Source organism: Inquilinus limosus DSM 16000 (assembly GCF_000423185.1).
In the GTDB taxonomy this organism is placed as follows: Bacteria; Pseudomonadota; Alphaproteobacteria; order DSM-16000; family Inquilinaceae; genus Inquilinus; species Inquilinus limosus.
The window spans coordinates 53,268-66,649 of the sequence record NZ_KE383985.1 but is presented as its reverse complement, the minus strand read 5'-3'; the positions used below and the strand labels follow the sequence as shown (position 1 = coordinate 66,649).

At 71.4% G+C, this 13,382-nt stretch carries 11 protein-coding genes; 8 read left to right on the top strand and 3 right to left on the bottom strand.

Annotation, left to right across the window (positions count from 1 at the left end; genetic code table 11):
• Window positions 1-92 precede the first annotated feature (92 nt).
• Together G537_RS40765 and ubiG are read right to left on the bottom strand one after the other, a co-directional pair.
• A complete protein-coding gene (locus tag G537_RS40765; protein WP_051249313.1) occupies window positions 93-992 on the bottom strand; it encodes an NAD-dependent epimerase/dehydratase family protein in 900 nt (299 codons plus the stop codon).
• A complete protein-coding gene (gene ubiG, locus G537_RS0129930) occupies window positions 989-1,735 on the bottom strand; it encodes a bifunctional 2-polyprenyl-6-hydroxyphenol methylase/3-demethylubiquinol 3-O-methyltransferase UbiG (RefSeq protein ID WP_026873175.1) in 747 nt (248 codons plus the stop codon). The genes G537_RS40765 and ubiG overlap by 4 nt, the downstream gene beginning before the upstream one ends.
• Window positions 1,736-1,907: 172 nt before the next feature.
• Between ubiG and G537_RS0129925 the strand changes: the two genes are divergently transcribed.
• The 8 genes from G537_RS0129925 (at window position 1,908) to G537_RS40760 (ending at window position 11,984) form a co-directional block, all read left to right on the top strand.
• Window positions 1,908-3,128 carry an aspartate kinase gene (locus G537_RS0129925; RefSeq protein WP_026873174.1) on the top strand — a complete coding sequence of 407 codons (1,221 nt, stop codon included), beginning with the start codon at window positions 1,908-1,910 and terminating at the stop codon, window positions 3,126-3,128.
• A 13-nt stretch (window positions 3,129-3,141) separates the two neighbouring features.
• Window positions 3,142-5,424, top strand: coding sequence for a phosphoenolpyruvate--protein phosphotransferase (ptsP, locus tag G537_RS0129920; RefSeq protein WP_034853505.1), 2,283 nt, complete (start codon window positions 3,142-3,144; stop codon window positions 5,422-5,424).
• Between the two features lie 156 nt (window positions 5,425-5,580).
• Entirely contained in the window at window positions 5,581-6,780 is a 1,200-nt protein-coding gene (locus tag G537_RS0129915) for a helix-turn-helix domain-containing protein (RefSeq protein WP_026873172.1), read from the top strand.
• 106 nt (window positions 6,781-6,886) lie between these two features.
• A complete protein-coding gene (ispG, locus tag G537_RS0129910; RefSeq protein WP_026873171.1) occupies window positions 6,887-8,026 on the top strand; it encodes a flavodoxin-dependent (E)-4-hydroxy-3-methylbut-2-enyl-diphosphate synthase in 1,140 nt (379 codons plus the stop codon).
• Window positions 8,027-8,115: 89 nt separating this feature from the next.
• Window positions 8,116-9,195, top strand: coding sequence for a peptide chain release factor 1 (gene prfA, locus G537_RS0129905; RefSeq protein WP_026873170.1), 1,080 nt, complete (start codon window positions 8,116-8,118; stop codon window positions 9,193-9,195).
• 2 nt (window positions 9,196-9,197) lie between these two features.
• Window positions 9,198-10,076 (top strand): peptide chain release factor N(5)-glutamine methyltransferase, encoded by an 879-nt coding sequence (gene prmC, locus G537_RS0129900; RefSeq protein WP_081689145.1) that lies wholly within the window; start codon window positions 9,198-9,200, stop codon window positions 10,074-10,076.
• A gap of 150 nt (window positions 10,077-10,226) precedes the next feature.
• Window positions 10,227-11,327, top strand: coding sequence for a DUF4167 domain-containing protein (locus tag G537_RS45570; protein ID WP_026873168.1), 1,101 nt, complete (start codon window positions 10,227-10,229; stop codon window positions 11,325-11,327).
• Between the two features lie 129 nt (window positions 11,328-11,456).
• Window positions 11,457-11,984: a PRC-barrel domain-containing protein gene (locus G537_RS40760; RefSeq protein WP_081689144.1), complete on the top strand. Its 528-nt coding sequence runs from the start codon at window positions 11,457-11,459 to the stop codon at window positions 11,982-11,984.
• A gap of 104 nt (window positions 11,985-12,088) precedes the next feature.
• Here the strand turns inward: G537_RS40760 and G537_RS0129885 are convergent, their stop codons facing one another.
• Window positions 12,089-13,378: an aminotransferase class III-fold pyridoxal phosphate-dependent enzyme gene (locus tag G537_RS0129885; RefSeq protein ID WP_026873167.1), complete on the bottom strand. Its 1,290-nt coding sequence runs from the start codon at window positions 13,376-13,378 to the stop codon at window positions 12,089-12,091.
• Window positions 13,379-13,382 lie beyond the last annotated feature (4 nt).

Below are 13,382 nucleotides of genomic sequence, written 5' to 3'. Positions count from 1 at the left end.
CGCTAATGTTGTTGTATCAGTCGCGAGAATTAGATAACACGGGTCGGACCTACCGCAAGAGCAAATTCCAAGGAAATGCTGCAGGTTCGGCCTCAGCCCCGGACCGGCCCGGCGTCGGACCGGCGCGGCCAGGCGTCGAGCCAGAGCTGCTCGGCCAGCGCTTCGCGGAAATTGTGCTGCGGCGTGTAGCCGATGACCCCGCGGGCCCTTTCGATCGAAATGACGCGGTCGATCGTGGTCGGCAGCCTCCAGCCGAGCTGCCGATAGGCGCCCTCGACGAAGGGGTGACGGCGGCGCAGCGCCGGCAGCGGGTCCCGGCGCAACGCCGCGCAATCCCCGGGCGTGAAGGGGCTGGCGGCGGCGATGTTCAGCACATGGGCGCCGCCGCCCGGCCGCTCCGCCGCCGCGATATGCGCCGCCGCCACGTCGCGCGGGTCGACGCCGCGGTACAGCCGGTCGTTGACCGTCTCGTTCGGCGGCGCCGGGAAGAAGCGGCCGCAGCGCAGGATCAGGCAGCCTTCCGGGAATGTCCCCGCGGCCGCGAGCACCAGCGCCTCGGCGTCGCGCTTGCTCTCCTCATACGGCGTCTCCGGTGCCGCCGGCAGCTCCTCGGTCACCCAGACCGCGGCCGCGGCCGGGCGGATCGCGCCGCCATAGAGGGCGGTGGTGCTGGTCAGCACCAGCCGCCGCACCCCGGCATCGCGCGCCGCCGCGATCACCGCCTCTGTGCCGCCGACATTGATCCGCCGCATCTCCTCGGCCGGCGCCGGCGCGCCCGGGCCGCCGGTCGGCCCGCCATTCAGCCCGGCGGTGTGGATCACCACGCGGGCCCCGCGGAAGGCCCGGCGCAGCGTGACGCCGTCGAGGATGTCGGCGCGATGGGTCACGGTCGGCGCCTCGGCCCGGTCGACCCCGGCCACCGGGCCAGCGCAGAGCAGGGAGGTGACGATGCGGGAGCCGAGATAGCCGGCGCTGCCCGTGACGACGATCATCCCGGCCTGGCCGCCGCCAGGATGTAGTTCACCCCCAGCCGGTGCGGCGCCAGCCGCCATCCGCCGCGCGGGTCCGGCACCATGCCGGCGATGTCCTCCACGGCCAGCCCGGCCCGGCGCAGCGCCGCCGCCAGCTCGTGCGGCTTCAGGAACTTCCGCCACTCATGGGTGCCGCGCGGGATGACCCGCAGCACATGCTCGGCGCCGAGGATGGCGACGGCCCAGCTTCGCCGGGTGCGGTTCAGGGTCGACATCACCAGCGTGCCGCCCGGCCGCAGCAGCGTGGCCAGCGCGCCGCAGAAGGCCTCGACATCGGCGACGTGCTCGACGATCTCGAGCGCCAGCACGGCGTCGAAGCGGGCGCCTTCGGCGGCGAGCGTCTCGGCGCTGGTGCAGCGATAGTCGATGTCCAGGCCGGACTCCGCGGCATGGGCGCGGGCGACGCCGATCGCCTCGGCGCCGGCATCGACCCCGGTGACCGTGGCGCCCAGCCGGGCCATTGGCTCCGACAGCAGGCCGCCGCCGCAGCCGATGTCGAGGACGGACAGGCCGGACAACGGCTTCGGCGCCAGCGGGTCGCGGCCCAGCCGGGTGCAGATCCGGTCGCGGACATAGCCGATGCGCAGCGGATTCATCCGGTGCAGCGGGCGGAACTTGCCGTCCGGATCCCACCAGTCCGCCGCCATCGCCTCGAAGCGGGCGATCTCGGCGGAATCGATCGTCGCCGCCGGGCTTTGCGCCATGAAAGAAGAGTCCTCGTGTTTACAGTTGCGCCAAAACCTTGCGTCGCGAGCGCGACGCAACACAGGGGCCGTTGCGTCGGTCTCGGCGACGCAGTATGGGTAGCGGGCCTCGCGGCCGCAATGCCGGCATTCCGGCCCGCGGCGCCCCTGTCACTTCAACCCGCGGCGGCCGATGGCGCGCATTGTTCAGAAGTTTGGCGGCACGTCGGTCGCCGATGTCGAGCGGATCAAGAACGTCGCCCGCCGGGTGCAGGCGGAGGTCGCGCGCGGCAACCAGGTCGCCGTCGTGGTCTCGGCCATGTCCGGCGTCACCAATCAGCTGGTGAAGTACTGCAACGACATCTCGCCGCTGCACGATCCGCGCGAATACGATGCCGTGGTCGCCTCGGGCGAGCAGGTCACCTCCGGTCTGCTGGCGCTGGCGCTGCAGGAGATCGGGCTGCCGGCGCGATCGTTCCAGGGCTGGCAGGTCGCGGTGCACACCGACGGGTCGCATGCCAAGGCCCGGATCCTCGACATCGACGCGCAGCTGCTCGAGGAATCGCTGGCGCGCGGCGAGGTGCCGGTGATGGCTGGCTTCCAGGGCGTCGCCACCTCTGGCCGCATCACCACCCTCGGCCGCGGCGGTTCCGACACCTCGGCGGTGGCGCTGGCGGCGGCGCTGAAGGCGGATCGCTGCGACATCTACACCGATGTCGACGGCGTCTACACCTGCGATCCGCGGATCGTGCGCAAGGCGCGCAAGCTCGATAAGATCACTTACGAAGAGATGCTGGAGATGGCGTCGCTCGGCGCCAAGGTGCTGCAGACCCGCTCGGTCGAGATGGCGATGAACCATCGGGTCCGGGTGCAGGTGCTCTCCAGCTTCGAGGATGTGCCAGGGACCCTGGTGGTGGACGAGGACGAGATCGTGGAGAAAGAGGTCGTCAGCGGGATCGCGTACAGCCGGGACGAGGCCAAGATCACCGTGGTCCGCGTGCCGGACCGGCCGGGCGTGGCGGCGGCGATCTTCGGGCCGCTGACCGACGCCAACATCAACGTCGACATGATCGTCCAGAACATCTCCGAGGACGGTCAGGCGACGGACCTCACCTTCACCGTCGGCAAGGCGGATCTGGAGCGTGCGGTCAAGGTGCTGTCCCAGCACAAGGACGGGCTCGGCTACAGCCACCTGATCCCGGATGAGAACGTGGTCAAGATCTCGGTGATCGGCGTCGGCATGCGCAGCCATGCCGGCGTCGCCCAGCGCATGTTCAAGGCGCTGGCCGAGAACGGCATCAACATCCAGGTGATCTCGACCTCCGAGATCAAGATCAGCGTGCTGGTGGCCGAGCAGTACACCGAGCTGGCGGTCCGGGCGCTGCACACCGCCTACGGCCTGGACAAGGCCTGATGGAGAAGGCCTGATGACCCGGCCGGCGGGCGGGCCCGCCCCGGGCATCGGGCCGTCGCGTCGCCTCCTCGCCCGCCTGCGCGACGTCATGGCGGGCTCGGGCACGGCGCAGTCGCGCCTCGACAAGATCGTCACCCTGATCGCCGCCGAGATGGTGGCCGAGGTCTGCTCCTGCTACGTCGCCCGGCCGGGCGACGTGCTGGAGCTGTTCGCCACCATCGGCCTCAACCCCGACGCGGTGCACCGCACCCGCCTCCGGGTCGGCGAGGGCCTGGTGGGCGAGATCGCGGCGACGGCGCGGCCGCTGGCCATCGCCAACGCCCCCGCCCATCCGAAGTTCGCCTATCGGCCGGAGACGGGCGAGGACCCGTACGAATCGCTGATGGGCGTGCCGATCCTGCGCGGCGGCAAGGTGCGCGGCGTGCTGGTGATCCAGAACCAGATGCGGCGCAACTACTCGGAGGACGAGGTCGAGACGCTCGAGACCATCGCCATGGTGGTGGCCGAGCTGATCGTCGGCGGCGAGATCGCGCGGCCGGACGAGGTGGCGAGCCCGACCGCGGTGTCGCTGCCGGCCCGGCTGCACGGCATCGCCCTCAACGGCGGCCTGGCCCAGGGGCTGGCGGTGCTGCACCGGACCCAGATCACGGTCCGCCAGATGGTCGCCGACGACCCGGCGGTGGAGCTGGAGCGGCTGCGCCAGGCGGTCGAGCACATGCACCGCTCGCTCGACGACCTCGTGGCCGACCACCGCGCCGGCGGCATCGGCGAGGGCGGCGACATCCTCGAGACCTACCGCATGTTCGCCGAGGACCGCGGCTGGCTCGGCCGGATCCACGAGGCGATCGACACCGGCCTGTCGGCCGAGGCGGCGGTGCAGCGCGTGCAGAACGACATGGCGGCGCGGATGGCGCGGGTCACCGACCCCTATCTGCGCGAGCGCCTGGCCGATTTCGACGACCTCGCCAACCGCCTGCTGCTGCATCTGGCGGGCCGCACCTCGGCCGCGGCGCTCGGCACCCTGCCCGACGACACGATCCTGGTCGCCCGCGCCATCGGCCCGGCCGAGCTGCTCGACTACGACCGGCGCAAGCTGCGCGGCCTGGTGCTGGAGGAGGGCTCGGCGACCAGCCATGTCGCGATCATCGCCCGCGCCCTCGACATCCCGGTGATCGGCCGCTGCGTCGAGGCGATGCGGCTGATCGAGCCGCTCGACCCGATCGTGGTCGACGGCGACCACGGCAACGTCTTCGTCCGCCCGTCCGAGGACGTGATCGAGACCATCGGCAAGGCGATCCAGGTCCAGGCCGGGCAGCGCAGGCTCTACGCCGAGGAGGCGCGGCTGCCGGCGGTGACGCGCGACGGCGTCGCCGTGTCGCTGATGCTGAACGCCGGCCTGCTCTCCGACATGCCGCATCTCGACGCGGTCGGCGCCGACGGCATCGGCCTCTACCGCACCGAGATCCCGTTCATGGTGCGGTCGGAATATCCCAGCGTCGCCACCCAGACCGATCTCTACGCCCGGGTGATCGACCTGGCGGAGGGGCGGCCGGTGGTGTTCCGCACCCTCGATGTCGGCGGCGACAAGCGGCTGCCCTATTTCGCCGAGATCGACGAGGACAACCCGGCGCTGGGCTGGCGCGCCATCCGCATCGGCCTGGACCGGCCGGCGATGTTGCGGCAGCAGATCAGGGCCCTGATCCAGGGTGCCGCCGGGCGTCCCTTCGGGGTGATGTTCCCGATGGTGGCCGAGGTCTCCGAGCTGGACGCCGCCCGGGCGCTGTTCGACCGCGAGGTGGCGCGGGCCGCGACCCAGGGCGTGCCGGTCTCGGACGACATCAGCGTCGGGGTGATGCTGGAGGTGCCGTCGCTGCTGTGGCAGCTCGACCAGGTGCTGCGCACGGCCGATTTCGTCGCCGTCGGCTCGAACGACCTGATGCAGTACCTCTATGCCGCCGACCGCACCAACACCCGGGTGGCGCAGCGCTTCGACACGCTGTCGCCCGGGCTGATCTCGGCCCTGGCCGAGGCGGTGGCGCGCTGCGACGCCGCCGGCCGGCGGATCAGCCTGTGCGGCGAGATGGCGTCGCGGCCGATCGAGGCGATGACGCTCCTGGGCCTAGGATTTCGCACCCTGTCGATGCCGGCCACGGCGATCGGCGCGGTCAGGACTATGATCCGAAGCCTCGATCTCGGACACTTCTCGCGCTGGTTGTCCCAGACCCGGACCAGCGCTCGCGGTTCGCTTCGCTCCGCAATTCGTGCCTATGCCCGTGATCATGACGTTGCAATATAGTGTGACGAATCTCGGATTCGTTTTGCTGTGCGTCCGGAATCGTCTAAATAAAGACAGTCGTCTCGGTCGTGGGGGAGTGGGCCTCGACATCATGACAGGGCGACGTGCCGGCTTTCATCTGTAACACTTCGGTCAGCACAAAGCGGCTGGAACGACATGGCCCAGAGCAATCGCAAACACCTCGCCGTGGTGCATGAGGCCGCGGACTCCCCTGACAATTCTCTCGACGCCGGGGCGGTGGACCACGTGATCGATATGAGCGCCCCGGTCGGCCGCATTCTCGCCCAGGCGCGCGAGATCGCCGGCTACAGCCTCTACGACGTGGCCGCGGCGCTGCGCATCCGCCACGGACTCCTGCAGGCGATCGAGGACGGCCGCCACCAGGATCTGCCCGGTCCGGTCTACGCCATCGGCTTCGTCCGCACCTATGCCGAGTTCCTCGGCTTCGACGGCGACCAGATGGTCGCCCGCTTCAAGCGCGAATCCACCGCGGTCGAGAAGAAGCCCGATCTGGTGTTTCCGGCGCCGGTGCCCGAGGGCAGCCGCGTTCCGGGCGGCGCGATCCTGATGATCGCGGTGCTGATCGGCGGGCTGGCCTATGCCGGCTGGTACTATCTGTCCTCGGCCAATCGCGACGTGGCGGCGGAGATCGCGGCCCTGCCCGCGCGCTTCGCGGCGCTGCTCGACGGCAACACCCAGCCGGAGTCGGCTCCGGGCCCGGTGGTGCAGCCGGCGGCGCCGAACAGCGGCCCCAGCCTGCAGCCGGCCGCGTCGCCGGCCGAACCCGGCCCCGGCGAGCGCATGACCGCAGGCCCGATCGTCCCCGGCCCGACCGCCCCGGCCGGCACCCCGGCGCTGCCGCAGCCCGCGACGCCCGCCCCGTCGGTAATGGCCCAGACCGCGCCGGCTCCGGCCACGGCGCCCACCCCCGCCGCCGCACCGCAGGTGGCGCTGCCGCCGGTCGCGGCTGCGCCGCAGCCCGCGGCCCAGCCGCCGCTGCCGGCCACCCTGGCGCTGGCCGACCGTCCGCTCGGCGCCGCCCTGGCGAACGAGCCGCCGGCGCCGCAGGTGCCGCTGGCGGGCGAGGGCCGGATCGTGCTGAAGGCCAGCGCCGACAGCTGGGTCCAGATCCGTGACCGGCAGGGCGGCGTGCTGATGTCTCGGGTGATGGCGGCGGGCGAGAGCTACACCGTTCCGGCGCAGGAGGGGCAGCGGCTCACCACCGGCAATGCCGGCGGCCTGCAGATCGAGATCGACGGCCAGCCTGTCGCCGCGCTCGGCGGCCCCGGCCAGGTCGTGCGCAACGTCGCTCTCGACCCCCAGAAGCTGCGGGACAGGCCGACCGCCACCAATTGAACGCGCTGCGCATGCATATGGTCGCAACGCCGGCTGCCGGATTGCAGGATCGGCGCAAAGGGGCCATGTTGTCGCGCAGCGCCCGCCCAGCAGTTAAGGTTCCGTCATGAGCGCCGTCCGCGCCTATCGCCAGATCCAACGCCGGAAGTCCCGCCTGATCCATGTCGGCAAGGTTCCGGTCGGCGGCGATTCGCCGATCACCGTGCAGTCGATGACGAACACCCGGACCACGGACATCCAGGCGACGATCGACCAGATCCGGCAGCTCGAGATCGCCGGCGCCGACATCGTCCGCGTCTCCTGCCCGGACGAGGAGTCGAGCGCGGCGCTGAAGCAGATCGTGCCGGAAGTGACGGTGCCGATCGTCGCGGACATCCATTTCCACTACAAGCGCGGCATCGAGGCGGCGCAGAACGGCGCCGCCTGCCTGCGCATCAACCCCGGCAACATCGGCTCGAAGGAGCGGGTGGCCGAGGTGGTGAAGGCGGCCAAGGACCATGGCTGCTCGATGCGGATCGGGGTCAATGCCGGCTCGCTCGAGCGCGAGCTGCTGGAGAAGTACGGCGAGCCCTGCCCGGAGGCGATGGTCGAGTCGGCGCTGAACCACATCCGGATCCTCGAGGACCACGACTTCTTCGACTTCAAGATCTCGTGCAAGGCGTCGGACGTGTTCCTCGCCGTCGCCGCCTACCAGGCGCTGGCCGAGGCCTGCGACTACCCGCTGCACATCGGCGTGACCGAGGCCGGCGGCCTGCGCAGCGGCACGGTGAAGTCCTCGATCGGCCTCGGCATGCTGCTGTGGTCGGGCATCGGCGACACGGTGCGCGTGTCGCTCTCGGCCGATCCGGTGGAGGAGGTCAAGGTCGGCTTCGACCTGCTGAAGTCGCTCGGCCTGCGCCACCGCGGCGTCAACATCGTCTCCTGCCCGTCGTGCGCCCGGCAGCAGTTCGACGTGATCAAGACCGTCGAGGTGCTGGAGCAGCGGCTGGCGCACATCACCACCCCGATGACCGTCTCGGTGATCGGCTGCGTCGTCAACGGCCCGGGCGAGGCGACGATGACCGACATCGGCTTCACCGGCGGCGGCAAGGGCACGCATCAGGTCTACATCAACGGCCTGCCCGACCACCGGCTGAAGGACGAGGGCATCGTCGACCACCTGGTCGCGCTGGTCGAGGACAAGGCCAAGCAGATCGAGGCCGAGCGCGCCGCCGCCGAAGCGGCCGCGGCCCAGGCGGCCGAATGACCGCCGGCGGAGTGACCTTGCGCCTGAGAGGCCGCTAGCGGGCCTGTCGCCTCGTCCGACCGGCCCGTTCCCCTGATTTTGAGCTTTCCGTGCAACTCGACGAAAATCTGAACCGTGTCCTGTCCCGCGTGGCGGAGCTGCGCGACGGCATGGGCTCCGGCAAGCTGTCGCCGGACCAGTTCACCGCCTATTCAAAGGAATATTCCGAGCTCGAGCCGATCGCCGAGGAGATCGCGGCGCTGCGCCGTGCCCGGGCCGAGCTGACGCAGCTCGAATCGATGGCGGCGGCCGAGACCGATCCCGAGATGCGGGCCCTGGCGCAGGAGGAGCTGACGGAGCTGCGCGAGCGCCTGCCGTCGCTGGAGCGGCGGGTCCAGGTGCTGCTGCTGCCGAAGGACGAGGCCGACGAACGCAACGCCATCCTCGAGGTCCGCGCCGGCACCGGCGGCGACGAGGCGGCGCTGTTCGCCGCCGACCTGTTCCGGATGTACCAGCGCTACGCCGCCATCCGCGGCTGGCGTTTCGAGGTGCTGGACATCGCCGATACGCCGCTCGGCGGCTACAAGGAGGCCTCGGCCGAGATCAGCGGCCGCGGCGTCTTCGCCCGGCTGAAGTTCGAGAGCGGCGCCCACCGCGTCCAGCGCGTGCCGGAGACCGAGGCCCAGGGCCGCATCCACACCTCCGCCGCCACCGTCGCGGTGCTGCCGGAGGCGGAGGAGGTCGACGTCCAGATCGACGAGAAGGACCTGCGGGTCGACGTGTTCCGGGCCCAGGGCGCCGGCGGCCAGCACGTCAACAAGACCGAGAGCGCGGTCCGCGTCACCCACCTGCCGACCGGCATCGTGGTGGTGATGCAGGACGAGAAGTCCCAGCACAAGAACCGCGCCAAGGCGATGAAGATCCTGCGCGCCCGGCTGTACGAGGCGGAGCGCGCGGCCAAGGACGCGGCGCGGGCGGCCGACCGGCGCAGCCAGGTCGGCTCCGGCGACCGGTCGGAACGGATCCGCACCTACAACTTCCCGCAGGGTCGGGTGACCGACCACCGCATCAACCTGACCCTCTACAAGATCGACCGGGTGATGGCGGGCGAGGCGCTGGACGAGCTGATCGAGGCGCTGATCGCGGAGGACGAGGCGGCGCGCCTCGCCGCGCTCGCCGACCAGCCCTGAACATGGCCCCGGGCGCTCCCAAGATCGCCGAGGCACTGCGCGACGGCACCGCCCGGCTGGCCGTCGCCGGCATCGACAGCGCCATGTCCGACGCTCGCGTCCTGCTGATGGCGGCGCTGGGCTGGGACCGCACCGCCCTGCTGTCGCGCGCCGCCGAGGCGCTGCCGGAGGCGGCCGCCGCCCGCTATGCCGGCTTCCTGGCGCGCCGGGCGGGGCGCGAGCCGGTGTCGCGGATCCTCGGGCGGCGCGAGTTCTGGAGCCTGGACTTCGCGCTGGGCCCGGCGACGCTGGACCCGCGGCCGGACAGCGAGACGCTGGTCGAGGCGGCGCTGGCGGCCGCGCCGGACCGGATCTTGCGCGTGCTCGACCTCGGCACCGGCACCGGCTGCCTGTTGCTGGCCGTGCTGCACGACCGGCCCGCCGCCTTCGGCGTCGGGGTCGACCGCAGCGAGGCGGCGGCGCGGGTGGCGCGGGACAATGCGCGGGCGCTCGGCCTGGCGAATCGTGCCGCCTTCCTGGTCGGGGACTGGGCGACGGCGCTCGGCGTCCGCTTCGACCTCGTGCTCTCCAACCCGCCCTATATTCCGGAGGGCGAGATCGCGGCGCTGGAGCCCGAGGTGCGCGACCACGATCCGCGCCTCGCCCTGTCCGGCGGCGCCGACGGGCTCGATGCCTATCGCGCCCTGGCGGCGGCGCTTCCGGACCTTCTGGAGCCGGGCGGAACCGCCGTGGTGGAGCTCGGCATCGGCCAGGCGCCGGCGGTGACGGAGATGTTCCGCGGCGCAGGTCTTGACATCGCCGGCACGCCGCACGATCTGGCAGGCATAGAGCGCTGCGTCGTGGCGAAAAAAGCATTTGGCCCGACGCCGGAATACCGTTAGGGTCCCCCTATTCCGTCATTTCCGGGCTTGACCGCGTGAGGCGGCCGCCATTCCGGCGCCGGAAGCGACGATGACGCTGGGCCCGGCCGCGTCAGGCGGCGGCGAGGGACGGCAGCGCGGCAAACAGCGACCTGCACAGAAGCAAGGCTGATGAGACCAGGACCGAATTCGCGTCGTGCGCGCGGCAGGAACGGCGGTGGTGGCGGTGGCCAGCAGCGCCGGCCGAATGCGCTGCCGAACCGCAACCAGACCATCGACAGCAATGGACCGGACGTCCGCATCCGCGGCAACGTCTTCCAGGTCTATGACAAATACATGGCGCTGGCCCGCGACGCTCAGGCGTCGGGCGACCGCGTGATGGCGGAGAACTACCAGCAGCATGCGGAGCATTATGTCCGCATCATCAACGCCATGAACGAGGCCTACGGCCAGCCGCACCAGCAGCAGGGCCAGGACGGCGGCCGCGAGCAGCCGGGCGTCGATGCCGATTACGACCCGCTGATCAGCCCGCCGCCGCAGCGCCGGGAGTTCGAAGGCCGCGGCGACGGCGGCGACCGCCAGCAGCGCCGCGATTTCGAGCCGCGCGGCGATGGCGAGCGCCCGCAACGCCGGGAGTTCGAGGGACGTGGCGAGGGCGGCGACCGCCCGCCGCGCGACCAGGGCTTCCGCGGCGACCGGGAGCAGGGCTTCCGCGACGGCCGTCCGCCGCGCGACCGCGACCAGGGCTTCCGCGACCACAATCGTGATCGCGAGCAGGGCCGCGACCAGCCGGGCCAGCGCGAGCGCTTCGGCGGCCCGCGCGAAGGCCGGCCGGACTACCGCGGCGAGCACGTGTCGCCGGCGCCGGTGGATCTGAACGCGCCGCAGCCGCACATCCCGAGCCCGCTGGAGCCGCAGTCGGTCGATATCGCCTCCGCCTCGGCCAGCTTCGGCGCCGACCCGCGGGACCAGGAGGTGAGTGGCCTCGACACCGAGCTCGGCCTGCCGGCGTCGATCATCGGCCGTCCCCGCCGCGGCCGCCCGCCGCGGGCCGCCGCCCCGGCCGCGGAGCCGGCGCCGTCGTCGGCCCCCGCGGAACAGCCGGCGGCCCCTGAGGCCGCGCCGTCCCAGCCGGAGGCCTCGTCGCAGCCGGGCCTGCCCGGCGTGGTCGCGACGGAGGAAGCGGCGCCGGCACCGAAGCGCCGGCCCGGCCGGCCGCGCAAGGTGAAGGCGGCGGAGGCGAGCCCCGCGGACCCACCGTCGGGCGAGTGAGATTTTCTTCCGATCCGAACCGAGAGCCCGGCGCTTCGCCGGGCTCTCGCCGTTTCGGGGAACCGCGCCCCGGAACCTCCTGTTGCCCAGGTATCTCCTTGAGTTCCTCGGAGAAAGGAGGACCGGATCATGCGCAGGACCTTGTTGGCGGCCGCCTCGGCGGTGGCCCTGCTGGGTTTGCCGGCAATGGCGCAGACGCCCGGAACACAGCCCGGGACTCAGCCCCCCGAAACCACAGCGCCGCCGGCTGCGGCCCCCGGCACCTCGGTTCCGGAGGGGCAGCAGCAGCTCCCCGACACCCATATGCTCGGCTCCGACCTGATCGACGCCAGCGTGACCAACGCCAATGGCGATTCGATCGGCAAGACCTCGGACGTGCTGGTCGACAAGAACAGCAAGACGGTCGATGCCGTGGTCATCGATGTCGGGGGCTTCCTCGGCATCGGCTCGAAATCCGTGGCCATCCCGCTCGACAAGCTGACCATCGGGGCTCGGCCCGATGAGGGCGTGAAGACCAGCATGACCAAGGAGCAGCTGGAAGCGCTGCCCGCCTTCGAAGGCCGCAAGGCCGAGGAGCCGCCGCCGGCGGCGCCGGCCACCGGCACGATGGGCGGCAGCGGAACCGGCGGCACCACGGGCACCGGTTCGGGCGGCTGATCCACCCGCCCGGCTGATTCGCCGCCGGCAGGGGCGGCGAAAGAGCCACCCCGCGCGATCGGGTTCCAAACCGGTCGGCGGGGTGGTGTCGTTTCGGAAGCCTTTCAGCGGACCCGGAACAGCGGCACCAGCGGCTCGCAGCGCAGCTCGGCGCGCACCCGGCGCTGCCCGATCGCGGCGGCGAGCAGGGCGAAGACCTCGTCATAGACCGTCAGCAGCCGGTCGACATCGGCTTGGCTGTGGGCATAGCTCATATTGTGGCTGCCCAGCGAGAGAATGCCGCGGGCGAAGATCTCCTGCAGCCACAGCGTCTTGATCTCGAAGGCGGTGGCGTCGGGCTGGTCCTTGATCGCCAGGAAGGTCCAGGACGGGTGGCCGGACAGGGACAGCACCTCGCCCAGCCGGTGCCGCTCGATCAGCGCCGCGGTGCCGTCGCGCAGGGTCGTGCCCAGCGCGGCCATGTGCCGGGTCACCGGCTCGCGCACCAGCTTGTCCAGCGTCGCCCGCGCGGCGGCCAGCGACAGCGTCTCGCCGCCCATGGTGAAGGAGAAGAAGATCTCCTCCATCAGCATCATCAGGTCGCGCCGGCCGCACACCGCCGACAGCGGATAGCCGTTGGCGATGCCCTTGCCCAGCGTGGTCAGGTCGGGGGTCACGCCGAACAGCTCCTGCGCCCCGCCATTGGCGACGCGGAAGCCGGTGATGGTCTCGTCGAACACCAGCACCGCGCTGTGGCGCGTCGCGCGCTCCCGCACCCCTTCCAGATAGCCCTCGGCCGGGAAGGCGACGTTCATCGGCTCCAGCACGATGGCCGCGACCTGGCCGGCATGTTCGTCCAGCAGGCGGTCCAGCGCCGGCAGGTCGTTGTAGGGGAAGGTGTGGGTCATCGCCCGGGTCGATTCGGGCACGCCGCGGTTGCGGGCGGTGGCGCCGATATACCAGTCCTGCCAGCCGTGATAGCCGCAGACCAGGACGTGGTCGCGGCCGGTATAGGCGCGGGCGACGCGGACGGCTCCGGCGGTGGCGTCCGACCCGTTCTTGCCGAAGCGCACCATTTCGGCCGAGGGCACGACCGCCACCAGCCGCTCCGCCACCTCGGACTCCAGCGGGCTCGACAGGCTGAAGATGGTCCCCTGCTCGACCTGCGCCTTGACCGCGGCGGTGACGTCCGGGTCGTTGTAGCCGAGGGTCACCGACGCCAGGGCGTTGATGAAGTCGATGTATTCGTTGCCGTCGACGTCCCACAGCCGGCTGCCCTGGCCGCGGGCGGCGAAATAGGGCGACACGCCGTGCGGATACTGCGTGATGCTCTTGCTGAAGGTCTGGGCGCCCAGCGGGATGGTCTGCCGGGCCCGGTCGAGCATCGCCTCGGATGCCGCATAGCGTTCTGCCACTTTG

Excerpts from the sequence above, each read along its gene's own strand:
- G537_RS40765 (WP_051249313.1), bottom strand. The coding sequence starts at position 992 with ATGATCGTCGTCACGGGCAGCGCCGGCTATCTCGGCTCCCGCATCGTC.
- ubiG (WP_026873175.1), bottom strand. The coding sequence starts at position 1,735 with ATGGCGCAAAGCCCGGCGGCGACGATCGATTCCGCCGAGATCGCCCGC.
- G537_RS0129925 (WP_026873174.1), top strand. The coding sequence starts at position 1,908 with ATGGCGCGCATTGTTCAGAAGTTTGGCGGCACGTCGGTCGCCGATGTC.
- ptsP (WP_034853505.1), top strand. The coding sequence starts at position 3,142 with ATGACCCGGCCGGCGGGCGGGCCCGCCCCGGGCATCGGGCCGTCGCGT.
- G537_RS0129915 (WP_026873172.1), top strand. The coding sequence starts at position 5,581 with ATGGCCCAGAGCAATCGCAAACACCTCGCCGTGGTGCATGAGGCCGCG.
- ispG (WP_026873171.1), top strand. The coding sequence starts at position 6,887 with ATGAGCGCCGTCCGCGCCTATCGCCAGATCCAACGCCGGAAGTCCCGC.
- prmC (WP_081689145.1), top strand. The coding sequence starts at position 9,198 with ATGGCCCCGGGCGCTCCCAAGATCGCCGAGGCACTGCGCGACGGCACC.
- G537_RS45570 (WP_026873168.1), top strand. The coding sequence starts at position 10,227 with ATGAGACCAGGACCGAATTCGCGTCGTGCGCGCGGCAGGAACGGCGGT.
- G537_RS40760 (WP_081689144.1), top strand. The coding sequence starts at position 11,457 with ATGCGCAGGACCTTGTTGGCGGCCGCCTCGGCGGTGGCCCTGCTGGGT.